At 55.9% G+C, this 16608-nt stretch carries 13 protein-coding genes and 1 pseudogene; 9 read left to right on the top strand and 5 right to left on the bottom strand.

All coding sequences use genetic code 11. The annotated features are described in order from the left end of the window. Window positions 1–23: 23 nt before the first annotated feature. Window positions 24–1826 (top strand): translational GTPase TypA, encoded by a 1803-nt coding sequence (gene typA / locus CIK95_RS10965; protein ID WP_094384907.1) that lies wholly within the window; start codon window positions 24–26, stop codon window positions 1824–1826. Window positions 1827–2055: 229 nt separating this feature from the next. Here typA and rpsO read toward each other — a convergent pair whose 3' ends face one another. The 5 genes and pseudogenes from rpsO to CIK95_RS10940 form a co-directional block, all read right to left on the bottom strand. Then, window positions 2056–2325 (bottom strand): 30S ribosomal protein S15, encoded by a 270-nt coding sequence (rpsO, locus tag CIK95_RS10960; protein WP_022311668.1) that lies wholly within the window; start codon window positions 2323–2325, stop codon window positions 2056–2058. Between the two features lie 177 nt (window positions 2326–2502). Beyond that, window positions 2503–2619, bottom strand: a pseudogene (locus CIK95_RS12935) (GntR family transcriptional regulator); the annotation flags it as partial. A gap of 544 nt (window positions 2620–3163) precedes the next feature. Beyond that, window positions 3164–4009, bottom strand: coding sequence for a S1 RNA-binding domain-containing protein (locus CIK95_RS10950; RefSeq protein ID WP_094466998.1), 846 nt, complete (start codon window positions 4007–4009; stop codon window positions 3164–3166). Continuing rightward, the gene (locus CIK95_RS10945) at window positions 3981–4685 is read right to left on the bottom strand and encodes an ABC transporter ATP-binding protein (protein ID WP_094466997.1); all 705 of its coding nucleotides are present in this window, start codon (window positions 4683–4685) and stop codon (window positions 3981–3983) included. The genes CIK95_RS10950 and CIK95_RS10945 overlap by 29 nt, the downstream gene beginning before the upstream one ends. 10 nt (window positions 4686–4695) lie before the next feature. After that, on the bottom strand, window positions 4696–6825 hold the full coding sequence (locus tag CIK95_RS10940) for a cation:proton antiporter (protein ID WP_094384911.1): 2130 nt from the start codon (window positions 6823–6825) through the stop codon (window positions 4696–4698). A 144-nt stretch (window positions 6826–6969) separates the two neighbouring features. On the opposite strand from CIK95_RS10940, the gene CIK95_RS10935 reads away from it, so the two are divergent. From CIK95_RS10935 to CIK95_RS10895, 8 genes are all read left to right on the top strand, one after another. Next, window positions 6970–7983: an aspartate-semialdehyde dehydrogenase gene (locus CIK95_RS10935; RefSeq protein WP_022311663.1), complete on the top strand. Its 1014-nt coding sequence runs from the start codon at window positions 6970–6972 to the stop codon at window positions 7981–7983. Between the two features lie 181 nt (window positions 7984–8164). Then, window positions 8165–8701 carry an RNA polymerase sigma factor gene (locus tag CIK95_RS10930; RefSeq protein WP_158215132.1) on the top strand — a complete coding sequence of 179 codons (537 nt, stop codon included), beginning with the start codon at window positions 8165–8167 and terminating at the stop codon, window positions 8699–8701. Then, window positions 8685–9002, top strand: coding sequence for a hypothetical protein (locus CIK95_RS10925; RefSeq protein ID WP_022311661.1), 318 nt, complete (start codon window positions 8685–8687; stop codon window positions 9000–9002). Before CIK95_RS10930 ends, CIK95_RS10925 begins: the two co-directional genes overlap by 17 nt. Window positions 9003–9089: 87 nt before the next feature. Next, window positions 9090–9455, top strand: coding sequence for a hypothetical protein (locus CIK95_RS10920; RefSeq protein WP_144007812.1), 366 nt, complete (start codon window positions 9090–9092; stop codon window positions 9453–9455). Window positions 9456–10863: 1408 nt separating this feature from the next. Further along, window positions 10864–12756, top strand: a complete 1893-nt coding sequence (dxs, locus tag CIK95_RS10910) for a 1-deoxy-D-xylulose-5-phosphate synthase (RefSeq protein WP_094422608.1) — start codon at window positions 10864–10866, stop codon at window positions 12754–12756. After that, window positions 12753–14096 carry a Trk system potassium transporter TrkA gene (gene trkA / locus CIK95_RS10905; RefSeq protein ID WP_094466994.1) on the top strand — a complete coding sequence of 448 codons (1344 nt, stop codon included), beginning with the start codon at window positions 12753–12755 and terminating at the stop codon, window positions 14094–14096. Before dxs ends, trkA begins: the two co-directional genes overlap by 4 nt. 15 nt (window positions 14097–14111) lie before the next feature. Continuing rightward, window positions 14112–15569, top strand: a complete 1458-nt coding sequence (locus CIK95_RS10900; RefSeq protein ID WP_094384920.1) for a TrkH family potassium uptake protein — start codon at window positions 14112–14114, stop codon at window positions 15567–15569. A 39-nt stretch (window positions 15570–15608) separates the two neighbouring features. Then, entirely contained in the window at window positions 15609–16571 is a 963-nt protein-coding gene (locus tag CIK95_RS10895) for a type I phosphomannose isomerase catalytic subunit (RefSeq protein ID WP_094466993.1), read from the top strand. The last annotated feature ends 37 nt before the right edge of the window (window positions 16572–16608 follow it).

The following is a 16608-nucleotide window of genomic DNA, read 5'->3' as shown; positions in this document are numbered from 1 at the left end:
ATCCGAATTTAAGGTAACATTTGATGCAAGACATTAGGAATATTGCAGTGATTGCACACGTCGACCACGGAAAAACTACGCTGGTCGACAAGATGATGCTCGCCGGAAAACTCTTCCGTGAGGGCCAGGATAATAGTGGTGAGGTGTTGGATGCTAACGATTTGGAACGTGAGCGCGGTATCACCATCCTCTCCAAAAACGTTTCTATCAACTGGAAAGGTGTTAAGATAAATATCCTCGACACGCCGGGTCACTCCGACTTCGGTGGCGAGGTAGAGCGTGTGCTCAATATGGCCGACGGCTGTCTGCTGCTCGTCGACGCCTTTGAGGGCCCTATGCCCCAGACCCGATTTGTGCTGCAGAAGGCGCTGCAGTTGGGCTTGAAGCCCATCGTGGTGGTCAACAAGGTAGACAAACCCAACTGCCGTCCCGAGCAGGTCTATGAGATGGTGTTCGACCTTATGTGCGACCTCAACGCCACCGAAGACCAGCTCGATTTCCCTGTCGTCTATGGTTCTGCCAAGAACGGCTGGATGTCGGCAGACTGGACCAAGCCTACCGACAATATCGAATATCTGCTCGACGAGATACTCGAGAAGATTCCTGCTCCACGCCAGTTGGACGGAACGCCCCAGATGCTTATCACTTCGCTCGACTATAGCAGCTACACGGGTCGTATCGCTGTGGGCCGCGTGCATCGTGGCGTGCTGCGCGATGGTATGAACATCACCATCTGTCACCGCGACGGCAGCAAGGAGAAGACCAAGATTAAGGAGCTGCATACCTTTGAGGGTATGGGTCACAAGAAGACCGCCGAGGTATGCTCTGGCGACATCTGTGCCGTTATCGGTCTCGAGCGTTTCGAGATTGGCGACACCATCGCTGACTTCGAGAACCCCGAGCCTCTTCCACCCATCGCCATCGACGAGCCTACGATGAGTATGCTCTTCACCATCAACGATAGTCCTTTCTTCGGCCGTGAGGGCAAGTTCTGCACCTCGCGCCACATCAACGACCGACTGCAGAAGGAACTGGAGAAGAACCTCGCGCTCCGCGTCGTTCCCGTCGAGGGCTGTACCGACCGTTGGATTGTCAGCGGCCGTGGTGTGCTCCACCTCTCTGTGCTCATCGAGACCATGCGCCGCGAGGGCTACGAGCTCCAGGTAGGTCAGCCACAGGTTATCTACAAGGAGATAGACGGCCAGAAGTGCGAGCCCATTGAGGAACTCACCATCAATGTGCCCCAGGACTTCTCCAGCAAGATGATTGACATGGTTACTCGTCGCAAGGGCGAGCTCGTGGGTATGGATACCGAGGGCGACCGCGTCAATATACAGTTTGAGATACCCTCCCGCGGTATCATTGGTCTGCGTACCAATGTGCTCACCGCCTCTCAGGGCGAGGCCATCATGGCCCACCGTTATAAGGAGTATCAGCCGTTCAAGGGCGAGATTATTCGTCGTACCAATGGTTCGATGATAGCCCTCGAGACGGGTACCGCCTACGCCTATTCGATTGACAAGCTGCAGGACCGTGGCAAGTTCTTCATCGACCCGGGCGAGGAGGTATATGCCGGCGAGGTTGTGGGCGAGCACGTTCATGACAACGACCTGGTCATCAATGTCACCAAGGCCAAGCAGCTCACCAACGTCCGCGCCAGCGGTAGCGACGAGAAGGCCCGTGTCATCCCCAAGGTGGTGATGAGTCTCGAGGAGTGTCTGGAGTATATCAAGGGCGATGAGTATGTTGAGGTGACACCCAAGAGCATGCGTATGCGCAAGGTGCTGCTCGACCATCTCGAGCGTAAGCGTGCCAACAAGGAGTAACAGCCTCACTATAGGCATCCTATAGACTGCGTCTGTCGCGGCTCTTGCCCGTCAGACTGCCGGCGGCAAGCCCATCCCGCCGGCTGCAATCCCAAGCTGTGTCAAGCTATCCTGTCGATAGCTTGGCACAGCTTCTTTTTGTGCCAGACAGAGGTACAACAAAAAAGGATGCCCATCCTTGCGGACGGGCATCCTTGTATGGGTCTTTCGACCAACCGTTGCGTTGCGATTACTTACGCAGACCGAGAGCCTTGATGATGGCGCGGTAGCGGTTGATGTCGATGCGATAGAGATAGTCGAGCAGCGCGCGACGCTTACCTACGAGCTGAGTCAGTGAGCGGGTGGTAACGAAGTCCTTGCGGTTCTGCTTTACGTGCTCAGTGAGGTGAGCGATACGATAGGTGAACAGAGCAATCTGGCTCTCGGCAGAACCAGTGTTCTTGGCGTCATTACCATACTGTGCGAAGATCTCTTCTTTCTTAGCTTTGTCTAAATACATGATTTTAAGTTGATTAATTGTTGTGCTATTACATCCATCGGGCGCCTGCTGGCCTTAATCACAACCGGCCACGCCTTCGAATGCATCGGATTTTCCGAAATTGCGGTGCAAAGGTACTGCTTTTTGCGCTAACTGCCAAGCATTTTGCCGATTATTTTGTTTGCAGCTGCCACAATCTCAGTCTTTTTGCGCTACGAGTCTTATGCCTCCGTCCTCCATGACGATGAGTCTGCGTCGGTAGAGGTCGCCGATGGCCTTCTTATAGACCTTCTTGCTCACCTCGAAGCGCGCCTTGCCTTTCTATCTGTTATTCCTGTTGCTTGTTGGCGTTGTGCCCGTACTTTATAGACGCTATCTCTTGCCTTCTCAGTTGCCCACGACGGCTTGCGATTCATTTTTTGCTTATAGACAATATCTACTCGATGGCCGTTTCTCTTGATGCCTGTTATATAGTCGGGGCTGAGAAGGGGGTTCGTATAACGTCCCGATGGGAAGAGACTGGTAGTAAACGGTGTCATTCTTATGTATAGTGATACCTTTACGCCTTATAAAGTCCTTCCATGCCATTGCTTTTACATCGGCAGGAAGTTTGAAAAGTATCATTGTCTTTACTCCCATTCTCTTGTATTTCTCTTCTACTTTCAGCCAGCCCATATAGGTTATCTCTGAAGAATGAAATAACGCATCACTTGTTAGGTATCTCTTGCCGTCATGTGTCTCGATAGTGAAAAGGACAGAGTTGCTAACCCTCTGTTTCTCTCTGAAATCCCTTTGGGCATAGATATAACAGGTGAAGGTAGATAAAAGGATAAAGGGCAATAGCTTCCTCATCTTGTTTTCATACTTTGTCTATCAGGCGTATGCCTCCGTTCTCCATGACGATGAGTCTGCGTCGGTAGAGGTCGCCGATGGCCTTCTTATAGACCTTCTTGCTCACCTCGAAGCGTGCCTTTATCTCCTCGGCATCGCTCTTGTCGCCCAGTTCGCAGTATCCGTCGTGCTGTTGCAGCCAGTTGAGCAGCGTCACCGAGAAGTCGAGTGTCTGCTGGCGGCCTGTGGGCTGCAGCGTGAGGTCTATCTTGCCGTCGGGGCGTACGCAGGCGATGTAAGCCTTCATGCGGTCGCCCGTCTGCACGTGCTTGAATATCTGGTCGCGGTAGATGAGGCCGGCATACTGGTTGTCGATGATGACCTTGAAGCCCAGATCGGTCTTCTGCCATATCATGATGTCTACCTCGTCGCCGGCGTTGTATGTGGGCTTTTCCTTGTTGAGGTATTTCTCCACCTTCGCCGTAGCCATAATGCGGTAGCTCTCTTCGTCGATGGTCACATAGACGATGTACGACGAACCTATCTCCATGCGGCGTTTCTGTTCGCGGAAGGGGCAGAAGAGGTCTTTCATCAGGCCCCAGTTGAGGAAGGCGCCGTATTCGTTCACCCACGAGCACTCGAGGTAGGCAAAGTCGCCCGGCTTAGCCAGCGGGTGCTCGGTGGTAGCCACGAGGCGTTCGTCCTGGTCGAGGTACAGAAACACGTCGAGTTCGTCACCTATCTTATAATCTTTGGGTACATAGCGTTTGGGCAGCAGTATCTCGCCCTCATCGCCTCCGTCGAGGTAGAGTCCGAAGTCTACCTCTTTCACTATTTTCAGCAGGTTATATGCTCCCAGTTGTATCTTCTCCATTGTCTTCTTGATTTTGTGTTTCGGTGTGGATGATCATGCCGTCCTTCAGGTGGATGGTGCGGTCGGTGATGGCAGCCAGCTGTTCGTCGTGGGTCACGATGACAAAGGTCTGGCCCATCTTCTCGCGCAGGTCGAAGAAGAGCTGGTGCAACTCCTGCTTGTTCTTGCTGTCGAGCGAGCCGCTGGGTTCGTCGGCCAGTATCACGTCGGGGTCGTTGACGAGCGCTCTTGCCACGGCGATGCGCTGCTTTTCACCTCCTGAGAGTTGGGCGGGCTTGTGCTGTGCCCGCTCTTCGAGTCCCATAAACTGCAGCAGCTGCATGGCTTTCTCGCGAGCCTCGCTCTTGCTTGTTCCGGCGATGAGGGCGGGAATCATGATGTTTTCGATGGCGGTAAATTCGGGCAGAAGCTGATGGAACTGGAACACGAAACCGATATGACGGTTACGGAAATCGCTCAGCTTGTTCGACTTCAGCCGGCTTACCTCTACGCCGTCGATGCACACCTGTCCGCCATCGGGCTTGTCCAGTGTGCCTATTATCTGCAGCAGTGTGGTCTTGCCGGCACCGCTGGGGCCGACGATACTCAGTATCTCGCCCTTGTTGATGTGCAGGTCTATGCCCTTGAGCACCTGCAGCGAGCCGAAACTCTTGGTTATGCCTTTGATATCTATCATAGTGTCTGTCTTAGTTCTTGTGACGCCAGTGCTTGGCTATCCAGTTGTGTATCATGTCATAAGCGCTGTCTTCCTCCGTGTGCTGTGGCTGGGCGAAGGTCATCTCGTCCATGGTGCCTCCATACTGGTCGGGGAAGATTATCATCAGGTTGGTGCCGTTGAAGTAGTGCTCTATCTCGTAGGGCAGCTTCTCCTGCGCCGACTTGTACGACACCGTGCCCTTGCGGGCTGTCACCACCACAAACAGGTGGTCGTCGGCAATCGTCGTAGCCAGATGCGGCAACTGGTTCCAGTGGTTCATGCTTATGTATTCGGCCCTGAGCGCGGGGTGCTGGTTGCGCACCCATTCGGTAATCAGTGCCATGGTGTCTTCGCGGGCGTGGTAGGTGATGCGACATTCCAGGTTCTCTGCCATACGGGCCAGTCGTTCCATCCATCGATAGAATCCAGGCTCATACTGGGCCCTCGACGGCACAGCCACCTGTATGCGGCGCAGCGTGGAGAGCGGCTGGTTGAGGCGCGCCATGATAATCTGGCAGTTGAGTCCGTTGAAGAGACTCTGGTGGAAGTTTCCCCAGAACTTGTTGGACTTGTCGGCGTGCATGTGCATGCCTATGAGTATCTCCGAAGCCTGAAACTCCTTGAAGGCATGCTTGATGCCGTTGGCTATGTTGGCGGCTATGCGCACCTGAGTCTCCATCTGCACGTCTGCCGATGCGGCATGGCGCACCAGATGTTCCAGCAGCTTCTGCCCCTCTTCCTGGTTCTGCATCAGGTCGGCGTCGTCGTAGACCACGTTGAGGCCCACGATGGGCGTCTTCAGCTTGGGGTTGCGCATCATGAAGGCCATTGACATCAGCTGGTCGGCATACTCGGGATATTTCACCGGCACCAGTATCTTCTCGTTGTCCTTGCTGGGGTTCTTGGGTGCATACTCCTTGTCGCGGAACACTATCTGCTGCGCCGCCCTGTCGGTGACGATGGTCGAGATGACGCAGGTGAAGAGTATCATCAGTACCACGCCGTTGAGCAGCGTGTCGTCTATCATCGATACGCCTCCGGGCGAGGTCAGCTTCATGCCCGTCATCAGTATGGCTATGGCTCCGGCGGCATGTGCCGAGGTGAGACCAAACATCATGTTGCCCGATGTCCACGGTAGCCGCAGTGCCACCGATGAGATGTAGGCTGCCAGCGCCTTGCCCAGCGTGCCGAAGATGGTAATCACTGCTGCCACCCAGATGATTTGCCCTCCGGTGAAGAGCAGCCTCACGTTGATGAGCATGCCCACACCTATCAGGAAGTAGGGGATAAACAGGGCGTTGCCGATAAACTCGATGCGGTTCATCAGCGGCGACAGGCGGGGTATGTATCTGTTGAGTATCAGTCCGGCAAGGAATGCGCCGAGGATGCCTTCAAGCCCAGCCAACCCCGACAGCACGGCACTCATGAAGAGTATGGCGAGCACAAAGATAAACTGCATCACCGAGTCGCTGTATCGGCGCAGAAAGCAGCGCGTCAGCCTCGGTATCACCATGCTCATAAACAGGCAGAGCGCCACGGTCTTGGCGGCAAACAGAGCCCAGAACCCTATGCCGCTGTCGCCCTGGTGTATGCCCACGATGGCTGCCAGCGCCATGAGCGCCATGAAGAGCGACAGCATCGACGACCCCACGCTCAGCGCCACACTCGGTTTGCGCTGCAGACCATAACGTCCCACGATGGGGTATGCCACCAGCGTGTTTGAAGCCATCAGACAGCCCAGCAGTAGACAGGTCTGCACCGGATAACCCAGTATCCAGCGCGCAGCGCCACCCGTGAGCAGTGCCGGCAGGATAAAGGTGAGTATGCCGTAGATACCCATCTGACCCTTCGTACGCTTCACGCCCTCCATATCCATCTCCAGGGCGGCGAGGAACATGATGTAGTACATGCCCACCTTGCCGAAGAGCTCGAAAGAGGCGTCGCGCGAGAGTATATTCAGACCGTAGCTGCCTATCGCCATACCCGCCAGCACCATGCCGATGATGTGGGGAATACGCAACTTGCCCATGATGATTGGCGCAAAGAGGATGATGAGCAGCACGACAAAGAATATGATTGTCGGGTCGGTTATGGGGAAATATTGGGATAAATCGGGCATAGCTCTCTGTGACGTATAAATCTACTGCAAAGGTCCGAAAAAAATGTCACATTTGATGATAAAATCCCTAAAAATTAACTGATAAGTGCCCCAAATGTTGTAATTTTGCACACGATAACAGATAATCAATAAGAAATAAACAAAATGAAAGTAGCAATTGTGGGCGCGAGTGGCGCCGTTGGACAAGAGTTTCTTCGTATTCTCGCTGAGAGAGAGTTTCCCATCGATGAGCTGGTACTGTTTGGCTCCAAGCGCAGCGCAGGTACCAAATACGCTTTCAAAGGTAAAGAGTACGAAGTCCAGCTGCTCCAGCACAACGACGACTTCCGCGATATAGATATAGCCTTCGTTTCTGCCGGTGGCGGCACTTCCAAGGAGTTTGCCGAGACCATCACCAAGCACGGCGCGGTGATGATTGACAATTCCAGCGCCTTCCGCATGGACGAGGACGTGCCACTGGTAGTGCCCGAGGTCAATCCCGAGGACGCCCTCAACCGCCCCCGTGGCATCATCGCCAACCCCAACTGTACCACCATCATGATGGTCGTAGTGCTGCAGCCCATCGAGAAGCTCAGCCACATCCGCCGTGTCCATGTCTCTTCTTATCAGAGCGCCAGCGGTGCAGGTGCCGCAGCCATGGCCGAACTCGAGCAGCAGTACCGTGAGGTTCTCACCGAGGGCAAGGTAAAGACCATCAACAAGTTTCCCCATCAGCTGGCCTACAACGTCATTCCACAGATTGACGTGATGACCGACAACGACTATACCAAGGAGGAGATGAAGATGTATCATGAGACCCGCAAGATTATGCACAGCGACGTGCGCACCAGCGCCACCTGTGTGCGCGTCTCTTCGCTCCGCTCCCACTCCGAGTCTGTGTGGATAGAGACCGAGCGTCCGCTCACCGTCGACGAGGTGCGCTCTGCCATCGCAGCAGCTCCCGGTTGCACCCTCGAGGACGACCCCCAGCACTATGTTTATCCCATGCCGCTTGAGAGTGCGGGCAAGGACGATGTCTTCGTAGGCCGCGTGCGCCGCGACCTGGCCGACGACCATGGCATCACCCTCTGGCTTACCGGCGACCAGATACGCAAGGGCGCCGCGCTCAATGCCGTGCAGATAGCCGAGTATCTCGTCAAGGTGGGCAATGTGAAGTAAAGCCCCACGCTGATATACCATCGGGCCACCGCCAGCCATCCTGTAGAGAGCAGTAGGGCAGGCGGTGGCTTTTTCTTTGCCTCAGCCACGGGGGGAGGTTAGGGCAGCGCCCCGTCAGAGAAAAAATATGGGCATGGGGTGTAATAATAGCGCCCCGCCGTCGTCTTATGATAAAATGACAATGAAAACAGAGATGACCGACAGACAACTGGTGACGCTCGTGCTGGGCGGCAAGACCCAGGCTTACAGCGATATCGTGAGCCGACATTCGGCCCTGGTCTTTGCCAAGGCCATGGGCGTGGTGCGATGTCGTGACCTGGCTGCCGAGATAGCCCAGCAGACCTTTGTGCGCGCCTATACCCGGCTTGCCGACTGGCATGGCGACGACTCCATCGCGCCGTGGCTCGCCATGATTGCCGTGCGCCTGTCGCTGACCCATCTCGACACCGCCCGCCGCCGTCGTGCCGGTCAATTGGACCACGATGTGCCCTACGATGACTATTCCCCCGAGCACGAACGCCGCCTGCAGCGCATGGAGCAGGCTGTCTCGCAGTTGGGCGAGCCCGACAGGAGCATCGTGCAGCTGCATTACTACCGCCACCAGACTACCGCCGAGATAGCCGCCAGGCTCAGTCTCACCCAGGCCAATGTGCTGGTGCGGCTCAACCGTATACGTCAACGATTAAAGAAACAACTGGAACATGGAGAAGATGAATGAACAAGAGTTTGACCGCCTCATCAGCGAGGCGGTAGAGCGCCAGATGCTGCTCTCGGATATCAACACCAGGGTGATGACCGAGGTAAGACGCTCGGCACGCCGCACCCTGCTGCGCCGTTGGGCGCGCGTGGTGGCTTTTGCCTTTGGCATGCCGCTGCTGGTCTTTGTCGTCGGCGTCTTGTCAGACAGCGTGGCTTCGGCGTCCACTCCCGTCGTAGCCGTGTCTATGGCAGTGGCGGCAGTGACTACCCTCGTGGCTGTCGTCCGCGTCATCTGCGATTTTTCTGTCACCAGAGTGTAATAATTTGTCTGCATGCCGGTCTTTAGGTAAAGCAATGACAACAACAGTATTAACAACATTAACACATTAAGCATTATGGATTGCATTATGGATTTAAAACAAGTCGTCGGCATCATTATGGTGTTCTCCGTCCCCCTCTCGTTGATTATCGGTCTGGTCTACTACCTTGTAGACATGAAACGCAACGCTTTCAGACTGCGTAGCGAAATCATCAGCGGCGGTGTGGACTGCGACACGGCACGCTTACTGCTCGAGGAGACCGGGCGCCGTCACTCTCTCTCGTTCGCCACCCTGCGCCTGGGTCTGCTGCTGTTCTTTACAGGCATCGCAGCCGTGCTGGCCCGTGTGGCTGACTTCACCATACTCACCCTCTGGCTTACGGCAGCCATAGGCGGCGGCGTAGGCTTGCTCATCGCCTTCGTCATCGAGTGGAAGATGGTAGAGAAAAAGTAGGCGTCTCTCCGCGCCATAACGGTTACAAGCATCAGTCCCGGGCAACAGGCAGTTGTCCGGGATTTTTCTATTTCCTCCGTCGCCGCGTTGGCGTCCTCTGCTCCCGCGTTGGCGTCCTCTGCTCCCGCATTGGCGTCCTCTGCTCCCGCATTGGCGTCCTCTGCTCCCGCATTGGCGTCCTCTGCTCCCGCATTGGCGTCCTCTGCTCCCGCATTGGCGTCGGTCTAAGTATATCTGCCGCCCATAGCAGCCAACTGTCTGGCGATGTCTTTATTTATCATTTCGTGGTTTGATACCACTATTTCGGGGCTTGCCGTAATCATTGCAAGTCCCGATTTCTCTATTTCATGCTCCGCCTCCAGCTTATATGCGCCCTCCATCACCATTGATAGCCACGCCGCGCCCGCCGCCATAACGCCCGCCGTCGCAGACGGTCACATCGGTGGTTCGTGACGGATGATACGTGGTCACGTGCCTTATGATACGGGCTTACGTAACAAGCGGCACGTGAGCCCGTGACAACCGTCACGAGCCGCCAAGGACGATTAGGACATGGCGGAACACAATTCGCCGATGGCGCAGTTCCATCGGCAGCGATACAAGTAGCCCATTGTGGATGGTGCGCACCCCTGGCAACTCTGTAGGAGTTGCGATTTCATAGCCCAGGGTTGATACGTGCAGCGCCTATGTCCATCGGCAGCGATACAAGTAGCCCATTGTGGATGGTACGCACCCCTGGCAACTCTGTAGGAGTTGCGATTTCATAGCCCAGGGTTGAGGTGCGAAGCGCCTCTACCCTGGGTGCTGATACACAAAGGGATAGCAACTCTGTAGGAGTTGCGTTTAGCCGAAGGCGTTATTATCAGTTTGATGGTATTTCCCTACACATTTCAGCCCTTTGTCCTGCTGCGGGTAACGCCTACGGCTAATCGCAACTCCTACAGAGTTGCCAGGTTAGTAGTGCAGCTACCCAGGGTAGCGGTCTTCGCCCGCAACCCTGGGCTGGGGAATCGCAACTCCTACAGAGTTGCTGCTGCTTGTGGGCTCTCTATTTGTATCATTCCCCACGTAGCTGCTGCTTGTGGGTTCCTCGTTTGTATCATTCCCCACGTTGCTGCTGCTTGTGGGTTCCTCGTTTGTATCATTCCCCACATTGCTGCTGCTTGTGGGCTCCTTATTTGTATCATCCCCACTTAACTGCTGCTTGCGCACACCTCTTGTCAATACCTGGACAGGGTGGACTCCGCTGCCCCTGCTGGCGCCAACCGTGGGGCTGTGCTTTACTCCCTTTACACCTTATTATATTATAATGCGCGCGACTGTAATGGCGGGCGCCATTTTTTTATGAATAAATAGGGTAATATCAAAAAAAATTAATACTTTTGCATGAATATAACATGTTATAGTTGTGGACAAGAATAAATTCGGACTACTAAGCCAAATAAAATACCCTTCTGACCTGCGCAAGTTGGATATAGACCAGTTGGCAGAGGTTTGCAGCGAGCTGCGCCAAGACATTATCGACGAGGTGTCGGTCAATCCCGGTCACTTTGCCTCGAGTCTGGGCGTCGTTGAGATTACCGTTGCCCTGCACTATGTCTTCAATACCCCCGACGACCGCATAGTGTGGGATGTGGGTCATCAGGCTTATGGTCACAAGATACTTACAGGACGTCGCGACACGTTCTGCACCAACCGTCATCTGCACGGCGTCCGCCCGTTTCCCTCCCCATTGGAGAGCGAGTACGACACTTTCGCCTGCGGTCATGCCTCCAACTCCATCTCTGCCGCCCTCGGTATGGCGGTGGCTGCCCGCAAGACCGGGCACGACGACCGTCATGTGGTGGCCGTCATCGGCGATGGTGCCATGAGCGGCGGTCTGGCCTTTGAGGGTCTCAACAATGTCTCGTCGACCCCCAACGACCTGCTCATCATCCTCAACGACAACGACATGAGCATAGACCGCGCTGTGGGTGGTATGGAGAAGTATCTGCTCAATCTCGACACCAATGCCACCTATAACAAGATAAGGTTCAAGGTGGCCCGATGGCTCGAGGACAATGGCCATCTGAGCGACCGCCGCCGCAAGGGCATCATACGACTCAACAACGCCATCAAGTCGGTGCTGAGCCATCAGCAGAATATCTTTGAGGGCATGAACATACGCTACTTCGGCCCCTTCGACGGTCACGACGTCAAGGAGGTGGTGCGCCTGCTGCGTCAGCTCAAAGACATGAAGGGCCCCAAGCTGCTGCACCTGCATACCACCAAGGGCAAAGGCTACAAGCCCGCCGAAGACGAAGCCACCATCTGGCACGCTCCGGGCCGATTTGATGCCGAGACTGGCGAGCGCATCGTGAGCGACTCGTCCAACAAGCCTCCCAAGTACCAGGATGTGTTTGGTGAGACCCTGCTCGAACTGGCACAGATGAACGACCGCATTGTGGGCGTGACACCCGCCATGCCCACCGGCTGCTCGATGAACATACTGATGAATGCCATGCCCGACCGCGCCTTCGATGTGGGCATAGCCGAGGGCCACGCCGTGACCTTCTCGGGAGGTATGGCCAAAGACGGTCTCCAACCCTTCTGCAATATCTACAGCTCGTTTGCCCAGCGCGCTTACGACAATATCATTCACGACCTCGCTCTGCTCTCGCTGCCCGTGGTGCTCTGTCTGGACCGCGGCGGACTGGTGGGCGAGGACGGCCCCACCCACCATGGCGCCTTCGATATGGCGGCGCTGCGCCCCATCCCCCATCTCACGATTTGCTCGCCCATGGACGAGCACGAACTGCGCCGGATGATGTACACCGCACAGCTCCCCGACATGGGTACGGTGGTGATACGCTATCCCCGAGGCGCTGCCGAGCACAACGACTGGCGCTGCAAGCTCGAAGCCATCGAGGTGGGCACCGGCCGACGCATGCACGAGGGTCACGATGTGGCAGTGCTCACCATCGGCCCTATAGGCAATGTGGCTGCCGAGGCAGTGGCTGAAGTTGAGGCTGAGGGCCAGCTCACTGTGGCCCATTACGATATGCGCTATCTCAAACCCATCGACGGCGGCATACTCGACGAGGTGGGCCAGAGGTTCAGCCGCGTCATCACCGTGGAAGACGGTGTGAGATGCGGTGGTCTGGGAACGGCTGTCACCGAATGGATGGCCGACCATCACTATACGCCCGAGATTGTAAGGCTGGGCCTGCCCGACGAGTTTGTCGAGCACGGCACCGTAAGCGAACTGCGCCGCATCGCGGGTATAGACAAGGCAACGATTATTCAACATATTAAAGGATGAAAATCATTATTACCGGTGCCTACGCCATAGGTACCCATCTGGCACGACTGCTCTCGCGCAACCACGAGGACATCACGCTCATAGACCCCGACCCCGACCGGTTGGCACGTATCGGCAGCGACTACGACCTGCTGACGATGGTGGCCGACCCCGACAGCATACAGGCCCTCACCGATGCCGGCGTGGGCCACACCGACCTCTTCATCGCCGTAACCCCTGACCAGAGTCTCAACCTCAACTGCTGTATCCTGGCCAAGGCACTCGGTGCCCACAAGACCGTGGCGCGCATAGACCGCGCCGAATATATCGAAGACGACAAGCGCGAACTCTTCGTCAGACTGGGCGTCGACGAACTCATCTACCCCGAGGTGCTCGCTGCCCGTGACATCAACAACGGTCTCAAGATGTCGTGGGTGCGCCAGCGTTGGGATGTGCACAACGGAGCCCTCATCCTGCTGGGCATCAAGCTGCGCGAGGGATGCGAGATACTCAACCGTCCGCTCCGCGAGCTCTGCGGTGCGCAGGACCCTTACCACGTGGTGGCGGTGAAGCGTGGCCTCGATACCATCATCCCTGGCGGTAACGACGTGCTGCAGCTCTACGACCTGGCCTACTTCATGACCACGCGCCAGTTTATCCCCTACATCCGCAAGATTGTGGGCAAGGAGCAGTATGCCGATGTCAAGAACGTGATGATTATGGGCGGTGGCAATACAGCCGTCAACGCCGTCAAGGGCATGCCCGAATACATGGATGTCAAAATCATCGAGAGCAGTCTGGAGCGCTGCGAACAGCTCAACGACATGCTCGACAGCCATAAGGCGCTCGTCATCAACGGCGACGGCCGTGACCTGTCGCTGCTCACCGAAGAGAGCATCAACAATACCCAAGCCTTTGTGGCGCTCACGGGCAACACAGAGACCAACATCCTGGCCTGCCTCACCGCCAAGCGAATGGGCGTGAGAAAGACCGTGGCCATGGTCGAGAACCTCGACTATGTAAGCATGGCAGAGAGCCTGGATATAGGTACCATCATCAACAAGAAGGCTATCGCCGCCAGCCGCATCTACCAGATGCTGCTCGATGCCGATGTGCTCAATGTCACCTTCCTCATGTCGGCCAATGCCGATATCGCCGAGTTTATCCCCAAGGAGGACTCCAAGATTACCCAGAAACCCGTATACGAACTGGGACTGCCACAGGGCATGACCATCGGCGGACTGGTAAGAAACGGCGTAGGTATGCTGGTGTCGGGTAACACCCAGATTATGGCGGGCGACACGGTGATGGTGTTCTGCCACAATATCAATATGAAAAAGATAGAGAAGTTCTTCATCTGATAGAGTGCAGCCGTTATGATCAACTGGAACATGATAAGCAAGATTATGGGAGCGCTCCTCTTCTTCGAGGCAGCCCTCATGTCGCTGAGCCTGGGCATCTCTGTCTATAGCGGCGAGGGCGACACGCCGGCGTTTGTCACCTCGGTGGGGCTGATACTCCTTGCCGCCATCGTCTTCAGGTATTTCGGACTCAAGGCGGGCAACCGCCTCTCGCGCAAGGATGCCTACATGGTCGTCACGCTGTCGTGGGTGGTCTTCAGCCTCTTTGGCTCGCTGCCGTTCATGCTGAGCGGATATGTCAACAACTTCACCGACGCGTTCTTTGAGAACATGTCGGGATTTACCACTACCGGCGCCACCGTGATAGACGATGTCGAGGCGCTGCCCCATGGTCTCCTCTTCTGGCGCTCGTTCACCCAGTGGATAGGAGGTCTGGGTATCGTCTTCTTCACGGTCGCCCTGCTGCCCTCGCTCGACGGCGGCTATGTCAAGGTGTTCTCTGCCGAGATTACGGGCCCCATCCAGACCAAGCTGCATCCCCGTCTGTCGATGGGAGCCAAGTATATATGGATGGTATATGTATGCCTGACGGCAGCCTGTGCAGGCTGCTACTGGATATTCGGCATGTCGCCGTGGGAGAGCATCAACTATGCCATGACCTCGACAGCCACCGGCGGTTTCTCCATATACAACGACAGCATGGAGAACTTCCACTCGCCCGCACTGGAATATACCTGCACCACATTCTGCTTCCTCGCGGGCATCAACTTCACCCTGCTTTACTTCACCGTGGCACGCCGCCGCATAGGGATGCTCTTCAAGAGCGACGAGTTCAAGTTCTATCTCTTCATGACGGCAGCCTGTACGGCATTCGTCATGTTCCAGCTCATGGCGTACCGCGGCTATGACGCCGAGCACGCCTTCCGTTGCGGCGCCTTCCAGGTAGTCAACTTCCTGACCACCACGGGCCTGTTCAACGACAACGCCGCGCTGTGGCCCCATGTCACCTGGGTGGTGCTGGCGGTATGTATGTTTGTGGGAGCCTGCTCGGGCTCTACCAGCGGTGCCTTCAAGAGCATACGCAGTATGATGGTGCTCAAGGTGATACGCAACGAGTTGCGGCAGATACTCCACCCCAATGCCGTGCTGCCGCTGAGGGTCGACGGCGTCAATGTGCCCATCCAGAAGAGGGTGACGCTGCTGGCATTCCTCGCCACCTATGTCATCATGCTGCTGGTGGTGGCGTTTATCATGATAGCCTGCGGCATAGACCACACCAATGCCATCACCATCTGTCTGAGCAGTCTGGGCAACGTGGGTCCCTCGCTGGGTCTGGAGATAGGTCCCACGATGTCGTGGAGCCAGCTGCCCGACCTTGCCAAATGGACCTGCTCGTTCATGATGCTCGTAGGGCGTCTGGAGATATTCACCGTGCTGGTCATCTTCACCCCCACATTCTGGAAAGACAATTAGAAAACGACAAACAGTATAAAACAACAAACAATAAAGCGTATGAAACCATTAAAGTTTAAGGCTCTGTTGAAGCAGACCATCTGGGGTGGCGACAAAATCATCCCCTTCAAGCATCTCGATGACCATCTCGAGAACGTAGGCGAAAGCTGGGAAATCTCTGGAGTGCCCGGCAACGAGACAGTGGTAGCCGACGGTGAGTATGCCGGCAAGAAGCTCAACGAACTGGTAATCGAGCAGAAGGACAAGCTCGTGGGCAAGGCCAACTATGAGCGCTTCGGCGACGAGTTCCCCCTGCTCATCAAGTTTATCGATGCCCGTCAGGACCTCTCTATCCAGGTGCATCCCACCGACGAGATAGCCAAGCGTCAGGGCAAGGAGCGCGGCAAGACCGAGATGTGGTACATCATGGACTCTGACAAGGACGCCAAGCTCTACAGCGGTCTGAAGATGCAGATTACCCCCGAGCAGTACAAGGCTATGGTCGAGGACGACACCATCACCGACGCCCTCGCCCAGTATGAGGTCAAGGAAGACGACTGCTTCTTCCTACCCGCAGGCCGCATCCACGCCATCGGCACAGGCTGCTTCCTCGCCGAAATCCAGCAGACCAGCGATGTCACCTATCGCATCTACGACTTCAAGCGCAAGGACAAGGACGGCAACTACCGCCAGCTCCACACCAAGGAGGCTGCCGAGTGCATCAACTACACCGTGGAGGACGACTACCGCACCCACTATGAGCACAAGAAGAACGAGGGCGTGACCCTGGTGGAATGTCCTTACTTCACCACAGCCGTCTATGACCTCGACGAGCCCATGACGCTCGACTACAGCGAGCTCGACAGCTTTGTAATCCTCATCGGTCTGAAGGGCGAAGGCACCATCACCGACAACGAGGGCAACACAGTGACCATCAGCGCCGGCGAGTCTATCCTCGTGCCTGCCACCACTGACACGCTCAAGGTCGAGGGCACTATCAAGATGCTCGAGACTTACGTATAAACCCTCATCGCATGGCCGATAGGGCATGTACTCCCCG

It is taken from the genome of Prevotella sp. P5-108 (assembly GCF_002251385.1).
GTDB lineage: Bacteria > Bacteroidota > Bacteroidia > Bacteroidales > Bacteroidaceae > Prevotella.
This window is presented reverse-complemented; position numbering and strand designations above follow the sequence as displayed.

Excerpts from the sequence above, each read along its gene's own strand:
- CIK95_RS10920 (WP_144007812.1), top strand. The coding sequence starts at position 9,090 with ATGGATTTAAAACAAGTCGTCGGCATCATTATGGTGTTCTCCGTCCCC.
- rpsO (WP_022311668.1), bottom strand. The coding sequence starts at position 2,325 with ATGTATTTAGACAAAGCTAAGAAAGAAGAGATCTTCGCACAGTATGGT.
- CIK95_RS10900 (WP_094384920.1), top strand. The coding sequence starts at position 14,112 with ATGATCAACTGGAACATGATAAGCAAGATTATGGGAGCGCTCCTCTTC.
- CIK95_RS10925 (WP_022311661.1), top strand. The coding sequence starts at position 8,685 with ATGGAGAAGATGAATGAACAAGAGTTTGACCGCCTCATCAGCGAGGCG.
- CIK95_RS10945 (WP_094466997.1), bottom strand. The coding sequence starts at position 4,685 with ATGATAGATATCAAAGGCATAACCAAGAGTTTCGGCTCGCTGCAGGTG.
- CIK95_RS10895 (WP_094466993.1), top strand. The coding sequence starts at position 15,609 with ATGAAACCATTAAAGTTTAAGGCTCTGTTGAAGCAGACCATCTGGGGT.
- CIK95_RS10950 (WP_094466998.1), bottom strand. The coding sequence starts at position 4,009 with ATGGAGAAGATACAACTGGGAGCATATAACCTGCTGAAAATAGTGAAA.
- typA (WP_094384907.1), top strand. The coding sequence starts at position 24 with ATGCAAGACATTAGGAATATTGCAGTGATTGCACACGTCGACCACGGA.
- CIK95_RS10940 (WP_094384911.1), bottom strand. The coding sequence starts at position 6,825 with ATGCCCGATTTATCCCAATATTTCCCCATAACCGACCCGACAATCATA.
- trkA (WP_094466994.1), top strand. The coding sequence starts at position 12,753 with ATGAAAATCATTATTACCGGTGCCTACGCCATAGGTACCCATCTGGCA.
- CIK95_RS10930 (WP_158215132.1), top strand. The coding sequence starts at position 8,165 with ATGAAAACAGAGATGACCGACAGACAACTGGTGACGCTCGTGCTGGGC.
- CIK95_RS10935 (WP_022311663.1), top strand. The coding sequence starts at position 6,970 with ATGAAAGTAGCAATTGTGGGCGCGAGTGGCGCCGTTGGACAAGAGTTT.